We start from the raw sequence: 20,994 nt of genomic DNA, 5'->3' as shown, positions 1-20,994 counted from the left end.
GCGCAGCGGGCCAACGCCATAGCGCAAAAATCGAACGTTAAGGAGACCGACCAATGGCGAATCTACTCGTATCACCAGCGATCCTCGAGACGCTGGCGACCAAACAGGAAGCCGCACAGAAGGACGCCCAAGCGGGGGCCGACGCCCTGAACGGCACCGGAAGCAACTGCTGGCTCACGCACGGCGTCATCAGCGGATGCTCCGATGGGGGCTTTGACACCATCGAGGGCATCCGCAAAAAGGCGGGCGAAGCCCTCGGAAACGCCAGCCTGCTGCTCGCCGCCAAGCTGCGCTCAGCCAAGAAAGCGTACGAGGGCGTTGACAGCGAGTTGGCCGGCAACCTCAACAAGCAACTGCTCGACAAATAATGTCGTCCGGTCCCCTTGCCGCCGGCCGCGCCGGCCTTGTTGACGACGTAGTCGGCGTCGAGGTGACCATCGACGGCATGCTGGTGATCGCCGACCGGCTGCAGCTGATCGAATTCCCGACGGCGCTTGGGATCCGGCACAACATCCCGCAAGACGATTTGCGCAAACTTGTCTGGGACCAGGTGGAGAAGGACCTCACCGAGCAAGGGGTGCTGAACGAACTGGGCCAGCCCCACCCGACCGTGGCGGCCATCATCGACACGCTCAGCAGGCCCGATCGGACCCTGGAAGGCCGGTGGTGGCGCCGCGACATGGGCGACGGCGTGATGGTGCGTTTCGCGGTGTGCCGCAAGGGCGATCGTCATGTCATCGCCGCTCGGCACGGCGAGCTGATCGCGCTGCAACTGGTGGCGGCGCAAGTGGGTCTGGCGGGCATGGTGACCGCCGTGCTGGGCCCGGCGACGCCGGCCAACGTCGAACCGCTGACCGGCGTGGCAAGCGAACTGGCCGAATGCACCACCGCGGCACACCTGGCCAACCTCGGCATCGCGCCGGCCACCGCCCGCGTCTACGCCGAGATCGTCGGCAACCCGGACAGCTGGGTGGAGATCATCGCCAGCGAGCGCCACTCCGGCGGCACCTGCACGCACACCGAGGTCGCTGCCGGCGTTCTCGACTCATCGCTGGGACGACTGGTGTCGCTGCCCCGCCGCGTCCACGGCGAGCTGTACGGAAGTTTTCTGCCTGGTTCCCAGGAAAATCTGCAACGGACACTAGACGGACTGCTGGAATTCCTCCCCGCGCGCGCCTGGCTCGATCACAATCCAGATGAAGAAGCCGCGCACTCCGACCACACTCACGCCTCGTACCGAGGCTGATTTCTGCCGCTACCAATGAAAGATGGATCCCATGTCCCAGCATGATGAGCACGACGATCTCTCCGCCTTGGACTTCTCCTCCTACCAGTCCGGATCCGACGACGACGGCCACGATCACGGGGATGCCCTGGACTTCTCCGCCGCCGACAACAGCGACGTGGAGTCCGCCGTCGACGCCTTGGACGCCTACGCGCCGACCGAGCCCGAAGAGGCCGACACCGAGCTGGAGGCCATCGCCGCGACAACCGAGGCCTCCGACGACGAAGAGGACGAAGAGGACGGCGCCCAGCAGTTCACCGTCACCAATCCTCCCGAGACGGTGTCGGTGTCGGCGCTCATCGACGGCCGCACTCAGCGGGTCACGCTGTCGCCGACCGCGACGAACCTGACCGAGGACGAGCTCGCCGACGAGATCGTCGTGCTGGCCGAGTTGGCCCGGCAAAAGGGGCTGGCCGGCCAGCGCACCTACGTCATGGACAGTGCCGCCGAGAACGCAGGGCTGCAACAACTCAACGACATGGGGTTGGACAGCACCCAGCTGCTGCGTGACTTCGTGGATACCGGCATGCGGTTGCCGACGGAGGAACAGGCTGAGACGGCACAGGCCGAAGTCTTCGCCGTGCGCTACACCGCCGATAAATGAGCGAGCATCTGGCCGGCCTGTTCGAAAGCGCGGTCGGCATGCTGCCGGTCTCGGAGTCGCGGGCGCTTGATCTGTTCACCGAGATCACGAACTACGACGAGACCGCGTGTGACGCATGGGTCGGCCGCATCCGGTGCGGCGACAACGATCGGGTGACCTTGTTCCGCGCCTGGTACTCGCGCAAGCACTTCGGGCAGCTGTCGGGGTCTGCCCAGGTCTCGATGAGCGCCCTGGGCGCCCGCGTTCCGATCGGCGGCCTCTACGGCGACATCACGTATCCGGTCAATTCGCCGTTGGCGATCACGATCGGTTTCGCGGTGAACGAAGCAATGGCGGGCAACTACGCGGATGCCCTGGAAGCCGTCGAAGCCAGCCCGACCTCCGGTGCCGAACACCTGTTGTCGTGGACCAAGGCGGTGGTCTACGGGGAAGGGCAGCGCTGGACCGAGGTCATCGACGAAGTCCGGGCCGCCGGCAAGTGGCCCGACACATTTCTGGCTGCTGCCGCCGGCGTCGCACATGGGGTCGCGGCCGCCAATCTCGGTTTGTTCACCGAAGCCGAGCGCCGCCTGACCGAGGCGAATTCCTCACCCGCGGGCGAGGCGTGCGCGCAGGCCATTGCCTGGTATCTGGCAATGACCCGCCGCGGCCAGGGCAACGAAGAAGCCGCGGTGGCCCTGCTGGAGTGGCTGCAGACGACCCACCCGAGCCCCAAAGTGACTGCGGCCCTCAAGGATCCGTCTTACCGCCTGGCGACCACCAGCGCCGAGCAGATCGCCGCCCGCACAGACCCGTGGGATGCGGGCAGCGTCGTGGCCGACACCTCGGGGCGGGAAAAGCTGCTCGCCGAGGCGGAGACGGAGCTACGCCGGCAGATCGGGCTGACTCGCGTCAAGGATCAGGTCGAGCGCTACCGCGCCGCGACCCAGATGGCCAAAGTTCGTGCCGCGCGCGGCATGAAGGTCGCGCAGGCGAGCAAGCACATGATCTTCACCGGGCCGCCGGGCACCGGCAAGACGACCATTGCGCGCGTGGTGGCCAACATCCTGGCGGGTTTGGGCGTCATCCAGGAACCGAAACTCATCGAGACGGCCCGTAAGGATTTCGTGGCCGAATACGAAGGACAGTCCGCGGTCAAGTCCGCGAAGACGATCGACCGCGCCCTGGGCGGTGTGCTGTTCATCGACGAGGCCTACACGCTCGTTCAGGAGCGCGAGGGTCGGTCCGACCCGTTCGGCCAAGAGGCGCTCGACACGCTGCTGGCCCGGATGGAAAACGACCGAGACCGTCTCGTGGTGATTATTGCCGGCTACAGCAATGACATCGATAGACTTCTGGAGACCAACGAAGGACTGCGGTCACGGTTCGCCACCCGTATCGAATTCGACTCCTACTCCCCCGAGGAGATTCTCGAAATCGCGAAAGTCATTGCAAAGAACAACGACTCGGAGCTCAGCGTGGAAGCGGCCGAAAACCTGTTGGAGGCTGCGAAGCTGCTGAGCCAGCGGACGGTACGCGGCAAAGCCGCGCTGGACGTCGCCGGCAACGGACGCTATGCACGGCAAATGGTGGAGGCCGCGGAGCAATATCGTGATATGCGCCTGACTCAAGCGGTCGACTTCGAGGAGCTCGACGCGGACTTCCTGCGTGAGATCAACGGTGAAGACATGGCCGAAGCGGTGGCAGCGGTCCACGCGCGGCTGGCCGTTACCGAGTAGCGCATGGCGGGAATTCGGCTCACCACCAAGGTCCAGGTCAGTGGTTGGCGCTTCTTGCTCCGGCGGTTGGAGCATGCCATCGTTCGCCGGGACACCCGGATGTTCGACGACCCGTTGTCCTTCTACGGGCGGGCGGCGGCGCTGGGCATCGTCATCTCGGTGGTGATCCTGGTGGGCGCCCTGGCGATGGCGTATTTCAAGCCACAGGGCAAGCTCGGCGGCGGCAATTTGTTCGTCGACCGCTCCACCAACCAGCTCTACCTGATGGTGTCCGGGCAGTTGCACCCCGTCTACAACCTGACATCGGCACGCCTGGTGCTGGGCAATCCCGCCGAGCCCACCGTCGTGAAATCCGCTGAGCTGAGCAAGTTCCCCAGGGGCCAGACGGTCGGCATCCCCGGCGCTCCTTATGCCACGCCGGTGGCGGCGGACTCTGCGTCGGTGTGGGCACTGTGCGACACCGTCACCAAGGCCGAGACCATCAATCCGACCGTCCAGACGTCGGTGATCTCAATGCCGCTGTCGCTGGACTCCTCGGTGGATGCGCTGCAGCCCAACGAGGCGCTGCTGGCCTATTACCAGGGCAAGGACTGGATCATCACGTCGACCGGCCGGCACGCCACCGACCTGGCCGACCGCACCCTCACCTCGGCGGTGGGCATACCCGTGAACGCCAAGCCCAGCCCACTGTCCACCGCCGTGTTCAACGCGCTGCCCGACGGTGGATCCTGGCAGCTGACCCCGATCCCGGAAGACGGTGCCCCCAATACCCTTGGGCTGCCAGACTTTCTGGTGATCGGGTCGGTGTTCCAGATCCATGCGCAATCGGGGCCGCAATATTTCGTGGTGTTGCCCGACGGCGTAGCACCCATCAACGCCAACACCGCGGTGGCGCTGCGCGCGGTCCAGTCGCACGGTCTGGTCGAGCCGCCGTCGGTGGTTTCGAGTCTGGTGGTCAGGATCCCCGAGCGCGTCTACAACTCACCGCTGCCCGACCAATCGATCAAGATCGTCAACCGGCCTAACGAACCGGTGCTGTGCTGGACGTGGGAACGCAAGCCCGGCGAGCAGAATCCCCGGACGGCGGTGGTGACCGGTCGGCATCTGCCGGTTCCGACATCGATGATGGGTCAGGGCATCAAGCAGATCCAGGGCCCGGCAACGGTTTACATCGACGGGGGCAAGTATCTGCAGCTGCAGTCCCCGGATCCCCGGTACGGCGAATCGTTGTATTACGTCGACCCGCAAGGCGTGCGGTACGGGATATCCGACCCGAAGGCGGCCGCCTCGCTGGGCCTGCAGTCGCCAAAGCCCGCGCCTTGGGAGATCATCCGTTTACTGGTCGACGGTCCGGTGCTGTCTAAAGAAGCTGCCCTGCTCGAGCACGACACGCTGCCCGCCGACCCGAGCCCTCGAAAGTTACCCGCAGCGCCCGGAGCTGGTTGATGTCGACACGAAAGTTCACCCCATCGGTCACCCGCGGCCCCCGCTTGACGCCGGGCGAGATCGCGGTCGTACCGCCTGAAGACCTCGGTGTCGACGTCCCACCCAGCTTTGTCCAGCGGGTCATGCCCTATGTGATGGGCGTGTGCATGCTCGGCATGATCGGCATCATGGTGTTCACCGGCACCAAGGCGCTGTCTCCGTACATGATGATGACGCCGCTGATGATGATCATGATGTCGTTGAGCATGGTGGGCGCCGGCGGAGGCGGCGGTGGCAAGAAGGTCCCCGAGATCAACGCCGACCGCAAGGAATACCTACGGTATCTGGCCGGACTTCGCCCCCGGGTGACGTCGTCGGCCACCGCGCAGGTCGCCTTCTTCAGCTATCACGCACCCCACCCCGACGATCTGCTGTCGATCATCGGCACACCCCGGCAGTGGTCGCGCCCCGCCAGCGCCGACTTCTACGCTGCCACCCGCATCGGGATCGGTGACCAGCCGGCGGTCGACCGGCTGATGAAGCCGTCGGTCGGCGGCGAGCTGGCGGGTCCGACCGCAGCACCTCAGCCGTATTTGGAGCCGGTCGCCAACATGTGGGCGGTCAAGTTCCTGCGCAGCCACGGTCTGATCCATGATTGCCCAAAACTGCTGCAGCTGAGGACATTTCCGACGATCGCCATCGGGGGCGACCCGGTCGGGGCCGCCGGATTGCTGACGGCGATGATTTGCCACCTCGCGGTGTTCCATCCGCCGGACCTGCTGGCCATCCGGGTGCTCACCGAAACGCCGGATGATCCGGAGTGGTCGTGGCTGAAATGGCTTCCGCACGTGCAGCATCCGACCGACACCGATGCGGCCGGGCCGGTCCGGATGATCTCCGCCCACCCGGAAAGCCTCTCCGATCTCGCCGCCCGCGGTCCGCACTCGCCGGACTCGATGCCGGGCGGACCCTACGTCGTCGTCGTGGATCTGACCGGCGGCAAGGCGGGGGTCCCGCCCGACGGCAGGGCCGGCGTCACGGTATTCACGCTGGGCAACCATCGCGGCTCGAACTATCGGATCAGGGTGGCGGCGGACGGGACGGCCGACGACCGCCTGCCCGGCCAGCAGTTCCGCCAGGTGACGGCCAGCACCGACCACATGTCGGCGCCGCAGGCGGCGCGCATCGCCAGAAAGCTGGCCGGGTGGTCGATCACCGGCACCATCATCGACAAGAAGGCCAGCACCGGTGGCACCAAGAAGAAGGTGGCGACCGAGTTCTACCAGCTGGTGGGCGCGAAGTGCGTCGAGGACATCACGCCGGCGCGTTGGAAGATGTTCGCCGACAAGGATCTCGATCGCCTCAAGATCCCGTTCGGTCACCAGCTCAAGACCGGCGAAATCATGACGCTGGACATCAAGGAGGGTGCCGAATTTGGGGGCGGGCCGCACGGCATGCTGATCGGGACCACCGGGTCGGGAAAGTCCGAGTTCCTGCGCACCCTCATCCTGTCGCTGGTATCGATAACGCACCCCGACCAGGTGAACCTGTTGCTCACCGACTTCAAGGGTGGTTCGACATTCCTGGGCATGGAGAACCTTCCGCATACGGCGGCGGTCATCACCAACATGGCCGAGGAAGCCGAGCTCGTCGGCCGGATGGGTGAGGTGTTGACCGGCGAGCTGGACCGACGGCAGAACTTGCTGCGCCAGGCCGGGATCCAGGTCGGTGCGACCGGGGCGCTGTCCGGCGTGGCCGAGTACGAGAAGTACCGGGAGCGCGGCGCCGATCTGAAGCCGCTGCCAACGCTTTTCGTCGTCGTCGACGAGTTCGCCGAGTTGCTGCAAAGTCACCCGGACTTCGTCGCGCTGTTCGACCGGATCTGCCGCGTGGGCCGTTCGCTACGGGTGCATCTGTTGCTCGCCACCCAGTCGCTACAGACCGGCGGGGCGCGCATCGACAAATTGGAGCCCAACCTCACCTACCGGATCGCGTTGCGCACCACCAGCTCTCACGAATCCAAGTCGGTGATCGGCACGCCCGAGGCGCAGTACATCACCAACAAGGAGAGCGGTGTCGGGTTCTTGCGGGTCGGCATGGAAGACCCAGTCAAGTTCAGCACGCTCTACACCGGTGCCACCTACGTTCCGCCGGTGCACGTCGAGACCAACGGCGAGGCCGAAACCGTGGACGGCGCCCGCCCGCGCCCCCGGGGTATACAGATTCGGCCGTTCACCGCGGCTCCGATCCTCGATGACCTCGAAGATGCGGGCACGCCTCCCACTCACGGGGGAGTGCCGGCATGAGCACCGAGGCGAAAGGGAAACCGCTGAGCGAGGTGATCCTGGACCAACTCAGCACCGTCGAGTCGCACGCATACAAGATGTGGTTGCCGCCGTTGACCCATCCCACCGCGGTCGACGAACTGGTCAAGCGCGCCAATCTGAAACCGTTGTACTTCCCGCTGGGAATCATGGACGAGCCGCGTCGGCACCTCCAAGAACCTTGGGGCGTAGACGTTTCCGGCGGCGGCGGCAACATCGGCATCGGCGGTGCGCCGCAGACCGGAAAGTCCACGCTGCTGCTGACCATGATTCTGTCTGCGGCCGTCACCCACACACCGCGACAGGTCCAGTTCTACTGCATCGACCTCGGTGGTGGCGGGTTGATGTATCTGGACAATCTGCCGCACGTCGGTGGGGTGGCCACCCGGTCGGAACCCGATCGGGTCATGCGCGTGATCGCGGAGGTGCAAGCCGTTCTGCGGCAACGAGAAGCCACCTTCAAGGAGCACCGGGTGGGCTCGATCGCGAGCTATCGAGAATTGCGCGCGGACCCGAGCCAACCCGTGGCCGCCGATCCGTTCGGCGATGTCTTCCTGGTCATCGACGGGTGGCCGGCCTTCGTCGCTGAATTCCCCGACCTGGAGGCGCACGTCCAGACCCTGGCCGCGCAGGGCCTGTCGTTCGGCATCCACACCATCATCACCACGCCGCGGTGGACGGAATTGAAGTCGCGGGTACGCGACTACCTCGGCACCAAGATCGAGTTCCGGCTCGGTGATGTCAACGACACCCAGCTGGACCGCGCCACCCGGGATATTCCGGCGAACCGCCCCGGCCGGGGCATGTCGGTCGAGAAGCACCACCTGATGATGGGTACGCCCAGGCTCGACGGCGTGAACAGCACCGACGGCCTGGTCGAGGCACTCACGGTCGCGGTGAACCACATTGCGTCCCACACCACCGAGGAAGCACCTCGGGTCAGGGTGCTGCCGGAGCGCATCCATCTCTACGAACTCGATCCGGAACCACCCGGGCCGGAGTCCGACTACCGCACTCGCTGGACCATTCCGGTCGGCATCCGCGAGACGGACCTGACGCCGGCCTACGCCCACCTGTACGCGGCGAACCACATCCTGATCTTCGGTGCGGCCAAGTCCGGCAAGACAACCATTGCTCACGCCATTGCCCGAGCCATCTGTGCGCGCAACAGTCCGGACCAAGTGCGCTTCATGTTGGCCGACTACCGGTCCGGACTACTCGACGCGGTGCCGGAGAGCCACCTACTCGCCGCGGGAGCGATCAACCGCAATGCTCAGTCGCTGGACGAGTCCATCAAAGCGCTCGCGGTTAACCTACAAAAGCGGTTACCGCCGTCCGACCTGACCGCAACTCAGTTGCGATCACGGTCATGGTGGACAGGATTCGATCTTGTGCTTTTGGTGGACGATTGGCACATGATCGTCGGCGCCTCCGGAGGCATGCCTCCAATGATGCCGTTGGCCCCATTGTTACCGGCTGCTTCGGATATCGGATTGCACATCATCGTCACCTGCCAAATGAGCCACGCGTATAAGTCGACCATGGACAAGTTCGTCGGCGCCGCCTATGGTGCGGGATCGCCGACGCTGCTGCTGTCCGGCGACAAGGCGGACTTCCCCTCGAGGGAGTTTCAGGTCAAGCGCCGGCCCCCTGGCCAGGGAATTTTCGTTACGCCGGACGGTAAGGACGTCATCCAGGCCGCCTACATCGACCCTCCAGAAGATGTGCACTGACCACCTGGAGCAGGCGGTTAGGATTATCCCAACGCTCGTTACAGGAGCCGGAACCGAAACGCGATAAACCGCGCCGGAGCCTGCATTGTGCGATTAGGATTTTCACTGCGACAAAACAGTTTTCGTTTACTCAGAATTTGATATTCGTTCACGTGTGATTCGAGGAGGGCCGACCAAAATGCGCCCCACCCCCGCATTGTTCGAACGAGCGAAACTTTCGCGTAACAGCAGACCCCGAGAACTAACGCACTACATACCTCGTACCAAGGGAGACCGAGCATGCTGTGGCACGCTATGCCACCGGAGCTGAACACCGCACGGCTGATGGCCGGCGCGGGTCCTTCGCCGATGCTCCAGGCCGCCGCGGGTTGGGAGGCACTGGCCACCAGTCTGGAGGCCGAGGCCGCCGAATTGGCCGCGAGCATGACCGCGCTGTCTGGAGCGTGGACCGGGACCGGCAGCGAGCGCGCGACGGCCGCTGCCACGCGGATGGTGATGTGGTTGCAGACCGCCGCGGCGGCCGCGCAGAAGCGCGGCATGCAGGCCGCGGCACAGGCCGCCGCCTACGTAAAAGCGCTGGGAATGACGCCGTCCCTGCCGGAGATCGCGACGAACCACATCACCCACACGGTCCTGACGGCCACCAACTTCTTCGGCATCAACATGATGCCGATCGGATTCAACGAAGCGGATTATTTCGTCCGGATGTGGAACCAGGCCGGCGGCGCGATGGACATCTATGCCGCCGAGACCGCCGCCAACACCGTCTTCGAGCCGCTTCCCGAGATGTCGCCGATCCTCGCACCCGGAATGGATGCCGTTGCCGAGGCTGAGGCCCAGGCCGGGACGGCCGGGCTGCTGAGCACGCTGTCCGACGATGCCTCCGCACCCGGAAGCTTGGGATCCTCAACGCTGCTCCGGGCGGCCAAGGACGCCGGTGACGACACCCCCACACCCTCTGGGATGGACCAGGTTTCGCAGTTGATGAACGGGCTGGGGCAGCTGAGCGGACCCATGCAGCAGCTGATGCAGCCGCTGCAGCAACTGACATCAATGGCCGGTCAGTCCGGCAGCATGGGCAGTTCAACCTTGGGCGACCTGACGGCGGGTGGCAGCAAAGTCGGCGGCGAGCTCGGTAAGGGTGGCGCGCAGCTGGGTCTGATCGGGGCACCGCCGTTGTCGTCGCATCCGCTGCTGGGCGGCTCGGGCCCGAGCGTCGGCATGGGGCTGATGCACGCGGAGCAGCTTCCGGGCTCCGGCCTGAGCGGACCCCGCACGTCGATGATGAGCCAGTTGCTCGACAAGCCCGGCGCAGTTGTCGCGCCTGCCGGCGCCGGCACCGGCTCGTCGGCGGGAACCGGCGCCGCGCCGCTCGGTGCAGGCGCCGGGACGCAGTCCGGCGCTGGTTCCAGGGCCGGGATGGCAGCCCCGGTTGCGCTTGCGCGCGAAGAGGAAGAAGGCACCAACCTCCACTACGACGAGCTACACGGCATCGACGATGGAGACGACTGGTGAGCATCCACCACAACAGACTTCCCGGCCGCCCGGGCCGGAAGACTTGCCATCACCTGGCGAGGACAGAGCACACAGAAAGTAGTTCAACATGGCAGAGATGAAAACTGATGCCAGTACCCTCAGCGCCGAGGCCGGGAACTTCGACCGGATCGGTGGCGAGCTTCAGGGCGTCATCAAGGGCGTAGAGCACACCGGCGGCGAACTCGCCAGCCACTGGACCGGCCAGGCCGGCTCGGCGGCCCAGTCCGCGCTGCAACGCTTCCAGGAAGCCGGCAACGCGCAGATCAAGGCGCTCACCGACATTCACGAGAAGATCAGCCAGGCCGGCGTCCACTACCAGCGCGCCAACGAAGAGCAGGCCTCCAACCTGCAGTCGACCGCCGGCAACATGGGCTTCTGAGCCCACCTAACCCCTCAGCATCAGAAAGAAACGGAGACAAATCATGTCGGAAGCTCAGTCATGGAATTTCAGCGGCATCGAGGCCGGTGCCAGCTCCATCGCGTCGTCAGTGCAGACCGTTCAGGGTCTGCTCGACGAAGGAAAGCAGTCCCTCGCCAAGCTTGCCGAGGCTTGGGGCGGTTCCGGTTCGGAGGCCTACCAGGCCGTGCAGCACGACTGGCAGACCAAGTCTGACGAACTCAACAACTCGCTGCAGTCGCTGTCGCACACCATCACCGAGGCCAGTGCGGCAATGGCCAGCACCGAGCACGGCGTCAGCGGCATGTTCGGCGGTTAGAACGGCAAACAACGTCGAAACACGGGATCGGGCGAGTTCAACCGGATGGGAGAACTCGCCTCTTCTCGTGTTTTCGGCGTCTGAATTGAATTGTTGAGAGGTTCTCATGGGGGCCGACTACGACCGGCTCTTTCAGCCGCCCGCGGGGGGCGAAATCCCGGACGACACAGCGGATTCGGGTTTCGATATCGATGCCGGCTTCGACGTCGATTCCCCCGCTGCGCCAGCACCCAAACCGGCGGGTACGGCCAAGCCCGACGCCCCGGCTCCGCCTCCGATGCCGGTCGCCTGGGACCACCCGGCACCGTCGGCCCGGCCCGAACCTCAGCGGCCGCCCATGCCGGTGGACTTGAACGAGCAGTCGGCAGCGGCCGAGCCCGAAACCCACCGCCCCCCAATGCCGGTCGACGAGGTCCACCCACCCCCGCCGGCGCGGCCCGGTCCCCAGCGACCCCCGATGCCGGTCAGCTACGACGAGCTCTTTGCGCACCCCGGGGGAACTGAATTCCCCGAGGCGGAATCCGACCTCGATCTGAATTCGGGCTTCGACTTGAGCGCTCCGCCGAAGCCGGTCGGCCCACCACAGCCCAATGGCCACGCGCCGCCGCCGATGCCTGTCGACTGGGAGGACCAGCCAGCACCCGCGCGACCCGAAACCCCCCGTCCCCCAATGCCCGTCGACTGGGAGGACCGACCAGCACCCGCGCGACCCGAAACCCCCCGTCCCCCAATGCCCGTCGACTGGGAGGACCGACCACCACCGGTGCGGCCCGAAAGCTCCCGTCCCCCAATGCCCGTCGACCGGAACGACCAGCGTCCGCCGGCCCGGCCCAAGCCGCCGCCGACCCAACCGCCGGGGGCGCCTCCCCCACCGCCACGCCGCGCGCGCCAGGCTCCTCGCGATCCCGCCGAGACCCGACGCGTCCCCACCGCAGGCCCGCCCCACGGCCAAGCACCTAACGCCGAGCAGCGCCGCGGAAAGTCTGGTCCGCCGCCCCGCCCGCGCGCCAACCCGACCGGGCCGGCGCCCCATGGTGCGCCGCCGCAGATGCCGCCTACGCAACGCGTTGCGGTGCAGCCGGATTCGGCCCCGACGTACTCGGTCGCCGATCAGCCAGGTGCGACGTCAAAGATCGGCGTCAAGCCCGCGAAGAAGTCGAAGACCCGGATGGTTTCGCGCCGAGGTTGGCGGCGGTGGGTCCACAAGCTGACGCGCATCAACGTGGGCCTGTCTCGCGACGAGAAATACGACCTGGACCTACGGAATCGCATTCGCCGCAGTCCCCGCGGTTCGTATCAGATCGCGGTATTGAGCCTGAAGGGCGGGGTCGGCAAGACGACCGTGACGGTCGCCCTCGGTTCGGTTTACGCCCAGGTGCGCCGTGACCGCATTCTGGCGTTCGATGCCGACGCGAGTTGCGGAAACCTCGCCGAGCGGGCTGGGCGTCAGTCCGACGCCACTATCGCAGACTTGTTGGCCGACAAAGACTTAACTCACTACAACGACATCCGCGCGCACACCAGTGCCAATGCGGTGAATCTGGAAGTACTTCCGGGCGAGGACTACAGCACGGCACGGCGCGCGTTCAGCGAGGCGGATTGGCATTACGCATCTGAGGCGGTGTCGAAGTTCTACAACCTGGTGCTCGCCGACTGCGGGGCCGGCCTATTCGACCCGGTCACCCGCGGTGTGCTCTCGACGGCGTCGGCAGCGGTGATCGTGACCAGCGCGTCGATCGACGCAGCCCGGCAAGCCGCGGTCGCGATCGACTGGTTGCGAAATCACGGACACCAGGATTTGTTGGCCCGCGCGTGTGTGGTGATCAACCATGTGTCGCCGGGGGATACCAATATCGCCGTCACCGAGCTGGCGCGGCAATTCGAGCAGTATGTCCAGCCGGGTCGGGTCATCGTGTTGCCGTGGGACAAGCACATCGCGGCCGGCACCGAGATCCAGTTAGGCCTTCTCGACCCCACCTACAAGCGTAGGATCCTGGAACTAGCCGCCGCACTGTCCGACGATTTCGACAGGAGTGAACGTCGTTGAGCGCGCCCACCGCTACTGATTCTGCTGCCGGTGCGGGAGCCGCAGCCGCTCCGGCCGCCGCGGGCACGGCCCCCGCCAAGCCCGCGACAACGCGGGTCACGATCCTGACGGGCCGCCGGCTGACTGATGTGGTGCTGCCCTCTGCGGCGGCGATAGAGACCTATATCGACGACACCGTCGCGGTGTTGGCGGAAATCCTCGGAGATACGCCGGCGGACGTCCTCGCCGGTTTCGACTTCGCCGCGCAGGGCGCATGGACATTTGCCCGCCCGGGCGCCCCGCCGCTGCCGGCCGATCAATCGCTGGATGACGCGGTCGTCGTCGATGGGTCGTTGCTGACGCTGGTTTCGGTGAGTCGCACCGAGCGGTACCGCCCCCTCGTCGAGGACGTCATCGATGCGATCGCGGTACTCGACGAGTCGCCGGAGTTCGACCGAAAGGCATTGAATCGCTTCGTCGGGGTGGCAATTCCGATCGTGACGATGGCGATGACCGGAATCGGCGCCGTGGCGTGGGTGGCCAACGGGCACCACCTGTGGTGGCCGGTCGGGTTGGGCAGTGCGGGGCTGATCGTGCTGATCGGCAGCTGGGCCGCCAACAAGTTCTACAAGAATCCGAACTTGTCGGAGAGCCTGCTCGCGACCGCGTTCCCGCTGATCGTGGTGGCCGTAGCGATGGCCATTCCACGGCCGCGCGGCATGACCAGTTCGTTCGGGCCGCCACAGCTCGCCGCCGGTGCCGCGGCTGTTCTGTTCTTGACGCTGATCACCCGTGGCGGCCCCCGTCACCGTACCGAGCTCGCGTCGTTCGCCGCGGTCACCTCGCTGACGCTCACCGCGGCCGCCTTCGCGTACGGATACGGCTGGAAGCAATGGGTTCCGGCACTGGCGATCGTGTTGGGATTGTTCACCGTGACGAACGCGGCCAAGTTGACGGTCGTCTTCGCACGCATCGCGCTGCCGCCCATCCCGGCACCCGGCGAAACCGTGGAACACGAGGAATTGCTCGATCCCATTGCCGGCGAAGAGGTACCCGAAGACAAAGAAACCCGGACCTGGCAGGCCATCATCGCGTCCGTGCCCGATTCGGCCGCCCGGCTGACCGAACGCAGCCAGGTGGCCAAGCAGCTGCTGATCGGTTTCATCACAGCCGGCACCCTGGTTCTCGTTGCCGGTGTCATCGAGGTCCTGGTGCGGGGACACTTCTTCGTGCACAGCTTGGTGGTGGCCGGCCTGGTCACGATGATGTGTGCGTTCAGGTCTCGGCTCTACGCCGAGCCCTGGTGCGCATGGTCGTTGCTGGCCGCCACGGTGGCCATCCCCATCGGGGTGACCATTCGGTTGAGCATCTGGTATCCGACGAGCGCGCGCTGGTTCGTGCTCATCCTGTTGGTGACGGCCCTGGTCGCGTTGGCGGTGGTCGGCGCGGCGACCGGGATTCGCCGTATTACGCCGGTGATGAAGCGGACGCTGGAATTGTTCGACGGCGCCGTGGTCGCGGCGATTCTTCCGTTGCTGCTGTGGATAACCGGCATCTACGACACTGTCCGCAATATCCAATTCTGAGCAGGACGGGGTCGCCGCGTGCCGGAAATATTGCTGCACTTGGCCTGCGGCTTCTTCGGTAAAATTTGTCTGATAGCCGGCACGTAAAGGGACCCGAACGATGACTGAACCACTGGTGGTTGATCCCGCTCGTCTCAAGGCTGCGGGCGTCGCCGTTCGCGACCAGCAGCTACCCGCGGCCCCGCCCCCGCTGACGGCGCCCGGCACGGATTCCGTGTCGGCCGCGATCAACGAGACGCTGCCGATCATCGAATCACCCGTGGTGAAGGCATTGCCGGAAGCGCAAGCGGCCCTTACCAATACGGGTTCGAAAATCGTCACGGCAGCCGACATGTACGCCCAGACCGACCAGCGGCTTGGCGAGAACGTCAGCAAGGTGCAGTTTTTGGCCGGTTCCGAACCCAGTGGGACGGACCAACCGGCAAGTGCGTCCAAACTGCTGGGCGCCCAGACAAACGACAAGAAGGCCGACGACAAAGACGGCAAGAAAGACGACAAGAAGCCGCGCCCGGCGACGCCGACCGACCTCAGCCAGTTCGCTGCCATGGGTCAGGCGATGCAGCCTCTTTCCCAGGGGCTGCAGACGGTCATGTCGACCGCGCAGCAGGCAGGCAGCGGCATGGGCAGCGCGACGCCGGCAAAGCTGGCCGACGACACCAAAAAGGACGACACCACCAAGCCCGACGACGCACCGGCCGGCGAATCGCGATTGGTCGACGCAACTACGAAGGATGCCGAAGGCGCCGCATCGGGCACGCCTGGCTCCGGTAGTGCTCCCGTCGAGGCGCCGGCCGCCGGCCGCCCGGAGACGACGCAATCCGAGATCGGGATCTAGCGACTGCCGCCCTTGAACTTTCGGGCCCGGGCTGACGCCGCGGGGCCGGTTCTTTCAGTTAACGGTCCTGCTACGCCGGCGCCAGCACGGGCGCCTCGGCCAAGGCGGCATTGATCAGCTCGCCGATGTACTTCCAGTACATCCAGTCGGCAACCGCGGTGCGCTGTTCGTCCGGGTCGATCGTGGTGTGCGCCTCCCTCAGGAGGACCTCTTCGGCGTGCGCGGCGTAGGCCTGGAAGGCCTGCAGATGCGCGGCCTGACGGCCGCTCGCATCGCTGGCCATGGGCTTCATCACCTCGAACCACAGCATGAAGCGATCGTCCGACGGTGCACCCGGGGCCGGCGCACCGGCATCGGCCGACGGGAGCGGCATCTGGGCGAGCAAGTCGCCCATTCGCACCCGCCCCGGACCCGGGGTGACGAGCACCTCCGCAACCTCGGGCTCGACCACTTCGGCGGATTCGGGCCGTGGTTCGGGCTGTGGCTCCACCGCCGGCTCGGCCCCCTCCGGTGGCGGCGGCAGCAGGTCGGCCAACCGCGTGTCGGGCGTGGCGGCCAGCCTTTCGGCCGCTTCGGAATCCACGACCGCCAGCCGGGGCCGGCCGATCATGTCGCCGGTGTCCGGGATGTCGTCGGGTTGCAGAACAATCGTCGCCACCCCGGCATCGGAGTTGGCCAACTGCTCTTCGGTACCGATGACCGCCCGCAACTCCATCTCGTGGTGGGCCGCCCAGCCCTGCACCGCCATCACCGGATAGGTTGCCCAGCGCGCCCGTTCGCCGGCGGGGATCGTCTCGTCGGCGCTGGCCAGATAGACCTTCTCCGGCAACTCCACCCCGTCGGGGATGTACGCCAGCCCGTAACTGTTGGCGACCACGATCGCGCCTTCGGCGGTCACTCCGGTCACCCAGAAGAACCCGAGGTCGTTACCGCCCATGTCCGGCGCATTGAGTGCGGCGCCGATACGGCGGGCCAACTGCAGCGGATCGGGCCCGGCACGACGGGCCGCGTCGGCCGTCGCGGCCGCGGCGAGTGCGTCGCGTTCGATGCGTGCTGCCGAAACCGGAATGGCCGCGGCCGTCGCCACGATGGCTTCCCCGACGTCGGCGCGGTCGGGATGCATCGGTTGCGCTCGAGGCTTGCTCTTGCCCGAACCCCGGGCGGTTGCTGCCGGTCGCGAACTGGCCGATTTGTCGGCGGCCTTCTCCGCGGCTGATGCGCCCGACCTGCCGCCCGGCCCGCCGCTGCCACCAGATCCGCCCGCTCCACCGGCTCCGCCGGCACCCATCGGGCCGGCCGGCACGCCACCCGCGCCGGCATGCGCGCCTGCCGCTTCCTCACCCGGCGCGACCGATGCCGGCATGACACCGGGCCCCGATGCCGAAGCCGGCGTCACGCCCTTGGGTCCGCCGGCCGGGCCCGCTCCAGGCTGTGGCAACCCGGCCGCCGGACTCAACGGCACCGCAGGAGCGGCCGGGCCCAGCGGAGCGGGCGGGCCGACGGGCCCGGCCGGGCCGACCGGCGCAGGCGTTGGCAACGGTCCAACCGGAGACGGCCCCGGAGACGGCTGCAGACCGCCGCCATCCAGCGGAGGCGTCAGCGGACCGAGCCCGCCACCACCCGGAGTCGGGGGGGTGAGCCCGCCACCACCCGGGGTGGGTGGTGTGAGCCCACCACCGCCCGGGGTGACAGGCGTGGGTCGCGGGGTGGGGAACGGGGACGGTGTCGGGGCGGGACCGTCCGGGATGTTGACCGGGGGTGGTGTTTTCTGGTCGAGCAGATCCTGTAGCGCGTTGGCCGGCGGCTTCCACGACTTGCTCACCATGATCTGCGCGGCGGTGCCGTCGACGATGCTGACATTGGCTCCGAGGGTGGTGGTGACCACCGTGTTGATCTGCTGGGTGCGCTCGGCTTCGTCCAGGCTGGAATCCTTCTCCAGGCTCGCGATCGTCCGATGCGCCTCCACCACGTTGTCGATGACGTCCGACTTGGCCTGCACGATCGTCTGGGCAACGTACTTGTGCCAGGTGATCACGGTGGCAAGACCGTTTTGCAGCGTCACCAATCCGTCGATCAGTGTGCCGAGTTGGCCGTTGGCGGCGCCGGCCGCGGTGCCCGACCAGGACTCCGCGTCGAAGAGTTCGGTCCGCTGAGACTGGCAGGCCTCCAAAACGTCGGTGACCTGCCGCAGCACCTGCAGGTACTCCTGGGCGCGATCGTAGTAAGCCTGCTCATCGACGTCGGGCCAGCCGCCCGGAACGAGCATCTGCTCGGCATATCCCCCCGTTGGCTTCGCGAGGCCCATCAGCTACTCCTCCGCAAGGCGGGACACTCTGCATCGGTGCCGCCAACCGCACGGGCGGTAGCGGCTAGCAGGTTGCCGGACATCATGAGTAATAAGCGTAATCGAGGTTGGGAGAGGCTAACTGCGGCAAAATTCCGGCTCGTCGACGACCGAAACGGGAGCGTCAACTGAGGGCGGACCGTCGTTTTGAATCATTGCTTTTCGGACGGTCCCTTGCGCGGACGATTACCGATCACGCCCTCCGTCCACGACCGCTCCTCGGTGTAGAGGGCGTCCTCGTCGGCTCCCGGTATGCGCTTGCCTTTGCCGCCACCCTTATCGCCTTGCCCACCCATCGGCATGCCGCCCATTCCGCCGCCCGCACCGCCGGCGCCCGGGAGCCCCTTGCCCAGGCCCGCGGTGGCCGGACCCGGGGCCGCCGCGGCAGCCGGGCGCGACGACGCTTCGCCTGCTCCGGTGGGGTCTTGCAGCGGCATCTTCGGCATCCCGCCCATCCCGCCGACCGACGCCGGTTTGATGCCTCCCGCGCCGCCCTTCGGGGCGCCTTGCTTCTGCATCGCCTTGTCCACCAGCGCCTGGGCGTCCGGGGTCGGCGGTGTTTGCGGCGTGCCGCCGCCCAGCCCCGACGGCAAGGTCGGCATGGCCGGCATCATCGGCATGTTGGCCGACGGGTCGGTGGGAACGTTGATATCGGGAACATCCGGAACATCCGGAACATCGGCAGGATCCGGTATGAAAAACGCGCCGAAAGGTGCGGTCGGGTTCGCCGGGGCCAGCGGAATTCCGCCGGTCGACATGTAGGTCTGCAGTGCGGTCTCCGACCTTTTCTGCAGGTTCTTGTACCAGTCAATGGCCATATACATGTACGGGCTTTTGTTCTGGACGTAGAACTTGTACCAATAGTCACATTGCGACACTTCGTAGGACGAAGGATGCTCGCCCTCCAGACCGTAGGGTTCCCGCCCACCCCATTCGCTGCCGCCGGAAGCCCTGACCTTTTTGTGGGCGTCAGCGACCATTTGAGCCTGCTTGGCCAGCGTCGTGAACTGCGTCACCATGCCGAATATCCACTGCTTCTGTTGCGTGAAATTCGACTCGACGGACGCCCTCGCGTCGCCCTCCCAGTTGACGAACGGCCGGAAGCGATAGGCAAGCTGCTGAAATTTCAGCTGGTAGCTGTTCCATTCCGCGGCGAACGCCCGGAACGCCGTCCCCTGGTCGGGCGATTCGATATCCGTCGCCGCCTGCCTCACCTCGTAATAGGGGTACTGGAACGGCGGGGGTGGTGGCGGCGGGGGTGGCGGCGCCGGGATGTAGTCCGGGTCGCACATCAGCGACGCCTTGTCGTTCGCCGACACCTTCGACGAGCCGCCGGACGACCCGTCCATGTTGATCGCGTTCAGGTCGTCGGCCGCTCCCTCGTCGGTCTCCTCGTACGCCTTGGCCGCGTTCCGTAGGGACTTCGCCAGCGAACTCCATTCCCGCTGGCACGCTTGGACGTACAACCGCAACGAGTCCGCGTTGATCGCGATTTGCACGGCAGCATCGCGGACAAATGACAGAGCGCACGGCGCCTGCGGGTTGCCCACGGGCATCTTCGGCAGCGGCGCCTCGATTTCGTCGGCCCTCGCCATGAGTTCTTGGTATTCGACGTTTACCGTCTGCGTCATATCGGCTCATTCTCCTCGTGCCCAAGCCACTGTGCTCGGTAGCTCACTTCCCTGGCGACACCGGCTCGATCGGCGAGGTGCGAGGCCAAAGGATGCCAATTCTGTTGTGCCGCTGTATTGTTCGTTCGGCGCGCGTGGCAGGGCGACGCTGTCATCCGAGGCGAGCGGCCCGCATCGCCGTCTCGCTTAGCAGCAAGATGCGGTGCAATCACCGGCCACCTCTTTCGTCTAGCGAGGACATGCGGCGGTCCAGCGGTGCTCCGACCACGACCGAATGCAATCGTAATGCACCAAACAGGGCCCACGTGCACCGATTTCGCACCCGATCATTGCGGCTCGTGCGGTTTCGCGGGACTATTCTTCGCGGCGGCAACCGGCGCTGGCGCGACGGGGTTCGGATTCAGGTCGCCGACATCACCCGTTAAGCTCCGGTCCCCTGTCATTCATCCACAGTCCATTTCTGTGGGCCGCTCGGCGGTCAATCGTCGCCGCGGAAAAATACGCCATCGGCTTGCAGCACTTGGCCGGTGCGGATATCGACGAAACCGGGCACCAATCCCGTCAGCAGGAAACCCAGCGAGTCCATCAGATCGAGTGCCTCTTGAGCCAGCATTCCGCCGTCATACAGGGGTTCGAACGACAGCTCTAATTCGATGCCGACACAACGGTCGTTGACGGTCACGACGCCGCCCTCGATCACCTGTTTCTCAAATCCCTGGACATCGATTTTAAGAAACGCCACCTCGTTTGGCGCTAGGACTTCCGATGCGACCGAGTCGAGCCGGGCCACGGTCACTTCCTCGGTGCCGACGTAGTTTGCCCGGGGGAACACGTCACGATGTCGCTGCAGCATCGCCAGGATGGAGCTACTTTCGCCCGCGTTGCCCGCGACATTCATCGAAATCGCGCCGTCGAAATCACCCAGCGCACAGCGCCGGCAATCCCACCGCGGGAGCTTCGAGGCGCTGCGCTGCAGGCGGGCAAACGGCCCGGAGAGAGGTTCGAACGAAACGATGCGGCCGTCGAAATCTGCCTCACGCAGCCGGCCGGCGTACTGGCCGGAATTGGCACCGACATCGAGAACGACGTCGACGCCTCGAGATTTGAGTTCGTCCACGAATCTGCGCCGCCACGCCAATTCGGAATGGTAGTTCTTCACCTCCTTCTCGGCCCGGTTCGTGATCCAATACAAACCCATTGCGTAACACTAACATTGGTCATTTTTTGCAAC

Annotated in this window: 16 protein-coding genes; 13 read left to right on the top strand and 3 right to left on the bottom strand. The window is 65.9% G+C overall.

Annotated features, from left to right (window positions below):
* Positions 1 to 53 precede the first annotated feature (53 nt).
* The 13 genes from SKC41_RS07890 to SKC41_RS07830 all read left to right on the top strand — a co-directional run bounded on the left by SKC41_RS07890 (position 54) and on the right by SKC41_RS07830 (position 15,788).
* Positions 54 to 368 (top strand): ESX-1 secretion-associated protein, encoded by a 315-nt coding sequence (locus tag SKC41_RS07890; RefSeq protein ID WP_330977118.1) that lies wholly within the window; start codon positions 54 to 56, stop codon positions 366 to 368.
* On the top strand, positions 368 to 1,246 hold the full coding sequence (locus SKC41_RS07885) for an ESX secretion-associated protein EspG (RefSeq protein WP_330977117.1): 879 nt from the start codon (positions 368 to 370) through the stop codon (positions 1,244 to 1,246). Before SKC41_RS07890 ends, SKC41_RS07885 begins: the two co-directional genes overlap by 1 nt.
* A gap of 31 nt (positions 1,247 to 1,277) precedes the next feature.
* Positions 1,278 to 1,889 (top strand): hypothetical protein, encoded by a 612-nt coding sequence (locus SKC41_RS07880; protein WP_330977116.1) that lies wholly within the window; start codon positions 1,278 to 1,280, stop codon positions 1,887 to 1,889.
* On the top strand, positions 1,886 to 3,607 hold the full coding sequence (gene eccA, locus SKC41_RS07875) for a type VII secretion AAA-ATPase EccA (protein ID WP_330977115.1): 1,722 nt from the start codon (positions 1,886 to 1,888) through the stop codon (positions 3,605 to 3,607). The genes SKC41_RS07880 and eccA overlap by 4 nt, the downstream gene beginning before the upstream one ends.
* Before the next feature lie 3 nt (positions 3,608 to 3,610).
* On the top strand, positions 3,611 to 5,053 hold the full coding sequence (eccB, locus tag SKC41_RS07870; RefSeq protein ID WP_330977114.1) for a type VII secretion protein EccB: 1,443 nt from the start codon (positions 3,611 to 3,613) through the stop codon (positions 5,051 to 5,053).
* Complete coding sequence (eccCa, locus tag SKC41_RS07865; RefSeq protein WP_330977113.1) at positions 5,053 to 7,338, top strand: type VII secretion protein EccCa; 2,286 nt, start codon at positions 5,053 to 5,055, stop codon at positions 7,336 to 7,338. The genes eccB and eccCa overlap by 1 nt, the downstream gene beginning before the upstream one ends.
* The gene (eccCb, locus tag SKC41_RS07860; RefSeq protein WP_330977112.1) at positions 7,335 to 9,089 is read left to right on the top strand and encodes a type VII secretion protein EccCb; all 1,755 of its coding nucleotides are present in this window, start codon (positions 7,335 to 7,337) and stop codon (positions 9,087 to 9,089) included. Before eccCa ends, eccCb begins: the two co-directional genes overlap by 4 nt.
* A 279-nt stretch (positions 9,090 to 9,368) precedes the next feature.
* A complete protein-coding gene (locus tag SKC41_RS07855) occupies positions 9,369 to 10,604 on the top strand; it encodes a PPE family protein (RefSeq protein ID WP_330977111.1) in 1,236 nt (411 codons plus the stop codon).
* Between the two features lie 97 nt (positions 10,605 to 10,701).
* Positions 10,702 to 11,004, top strand: coding sequence for a WXG100 family type VII secretion target (locus tag SKC41_RS07850; protein WP_330977110.1), 303 nt, complete (start codon positions 10,702 to 10,704; stop codon positions 11,002 to 11,004).
* 43 nt (positions 11,005 to 11,047) lie between these two features.
* Complete coding sequence (locus SKC41_RS07845) at positions 11,048 to 11,341, top strand: WXG100 family type VII secretion target (RefSeq protein ID WP_330977109.1); 294 nt, start codon at positions 11,048 to 11,050, stop codon at positions 11,339 to 11,341.
* 106 nt (positions 11,342 to 11,447) lie between these two features.
* Positions 11,448 to 13,388, top strand: a complete 1,941-nt coding sequence (locus SKC41_RS07840) for a MinD/ParA family ATP-binding protein (protein WP_330977108.1) — start codon at positions 11,448 to 11,450, stop codon at positions 13,386 to 13,388.
* The gene (gene eccD / locus SKC41_RS07835) at positions 13,385 to 14,953 is read left to right on the top strand and encodes a type VII secretion integral membrane protein EccD (protein ID WP_330977107.1); all 1,569 of its coding nucleotides are present in this window, start codon (positions 13,385 to 13,387) and stop codon (positions 14,951 to 14,953) included. Before SKC41_RS07840 ends, eccD begins: the two co-directional genes overlap by 4 nt.
* A 214-nt stretch (positions 14,954 to 15,167) precedes the next feature.
* Positions 15,168 to 15,788 carry a hypothetical protein gene (locus tag SKC41_RS07830; RefSeq protein ID WP_330977106.1) on the top strand — a complete coding sequence of 207 codons (621 nt, stop codon included), beginning with the start codon at positions 15,168 to 15,170 and terminating at the stop codon, positions 15,786 to 15,788.
* Between the two features lie 70 nt (positions 15,789 to 15,858).
* Here SKC41_RS07830 and SKC41_RS07825 read toward each other — a convergent pair whose 3' ends face one another.
* The 3 genes from SKC41_RS07825 to SKC41_RS07815 all read right to left on the bottom strand — a co-directional run bounded on the left by SKC41_RS07825 (position 15,859) and on the right by SKC41_RS07815 (position 20,961).
* Positions 15,859 to 18,093 (bottom strand): secretion protein EspK, encoded by a 2,235-nt coding sequence (locus SKC41_RS07825; RefSeq protein WP_330977105.1) that lies wholly within the window; start codon positions 18,091 to 18,093, stop codon positions 15,859 to 15,861.
* A gap of 191 nt (positions 18,094 to 18,284) precedes the next feature.
* Positions 18,285 to 19,763 (bottom strand): PPE domain-containing protein, encoded by a 1,479-nt coding sequence (locus SKC41_RS07820; protein ID WP_330977104.1) that lies wholly within the window; start codon positions 19,761 to 19,763, stop codon positions 18,285 to 18,287.
* Between the two features lie 478 nt (positions 19,764 to 20,241).
* On the bottom strand, positions 20,242 to 20,961 hold the full coding sequence (locus SKC41_RS07815; protein ID WP_330977103.1) for an FkbM family methyltransferase: 720 nt from the start codon (positions 20,959 to 20,961) through the stop codon (positions 20,242 to 20,244).
* Positions 20,962 to 20,994: the final 33 nt, after the last annotated feature.

The sequence above is a fragment of the Mycobacterium sp. 050128 genome (assembly GCF_036409155.1).
Classification (GTDB): domain Bacteria; phylum Actinomycetota; class Actinomycetes; order Mycobacteriales; family Mycobacteriaceae; genus Mycobacterium.
The sequence above is the reverse complement of the archived record's forward strand: the minus strand, read 5'-3'. Positions and strand labels throughout refer to the sequence as shown.

What these genes read in the sequence shown, in the direction of transcription:
- SKC41_RS07885 (WP_330977117.1), top strand. Translation starts at nt 368, where the DNA reads ATGTCGTCCGGTCCCCTTGCCGCCGGCCGCGCCGGCCTTGTTGACGAC.
- eccCa (WP_330977113.1), top strand. Translation starts at nt 5,053, where the DNA reads ATGTCGACACGAAAGTTCACCCCATCGGTCACCCGCGGCCCCCGCTTG.
- eccCb (WP_330977112.1), top strand. Translation starts at nt 7,335, where the DNA reads ATGAGCACCGAGGCGAAAGGGAAACCGCTGAGCGAGGTGATCCTGGAC.
- SKC41_RS07890 (WP_330977118.1), top strand. Translation starts at nt 54, where the DNA reads ATGGCGAATCTACTCGTATCACCAGCGATCCTCGAGACGCTGGCGACC.
- SKC41_RS07845 (WP_330977109.1), top strand. Translation starts at nt 11,048, where the DNA reads ATGTCGGAAGCTCAGTCATGGAATTTCAGCGGCATCGAGGCCGGTGCC.
- eccA (WP_330977115.1), top strand. Translation starts at nt 1,886, where the DNA reads ATGAGCGAGCATCTGGCCGGCCTGTTCGAAAGCGCGGTCGGCATGCTG.
- eccB (WP_330977114.1), top strand. Translation starts at nt 3,611, where the DNA reads ATGGCGGGAATTCGGCTCACCACCAAGGTCCAGGTCAGTGGTTGGCGC.
- SKC41_RS07850 (WP_330977110.1), top strand. Translation starts at nt 10,702, where the DNA reads ATGAAAACTGATGCCAGTACCCTCAGCGCCGAGGCCGGGAACTTCGAC.
- SKC41_RS07880 (WP_330977116.1), top strand. Translation starts at nt 1,278, where the DNA reads ATGTCCCAGCATGATGAGCACGACGATCTCTCCGCCTTGGACTTCTCC.
- SKC41_RS07820 (WP_330977104.1), bottom strand. Translation starts at nt 19,763, where the DNA reads ATGACGCAGACGGTAAACGTCGAATACCAAGAACTCATGGCGAGGGCC.
- SKC41_RS07825 (WP_330977105.1), bottom strand. Translation starts at nt 18,093, where the DNA reads ATGGGCCTCGCGAAGCCAACGGGGGGATATGCCGAGCAGATGCTCGTT.
- SKC41_RS07840 (WP_330977108.1), top strand. Translation starts at nt 11,448, where the DNA reads ATGGGGGCCGACTACGACCGGCTCTTTCAGCCGCCCGCGGGGGGCGAA.
- SKC41_RS07855 (WP_330977111.1), top strand. Translation starts at nt 9,369, where the DNA reads ATGCTGTGGCACGCTATGCCACCGGAGCTGAACACCGCACGGCTGATG.
- SKC41_RS07815 (WP_330977103.1), bottom strand. Translation starts at nt 20,961, where the DNA reads ATGGGTTTGTATTGGATCACGAACCGGGCCGAGAAGGAGGTGAAGAAC.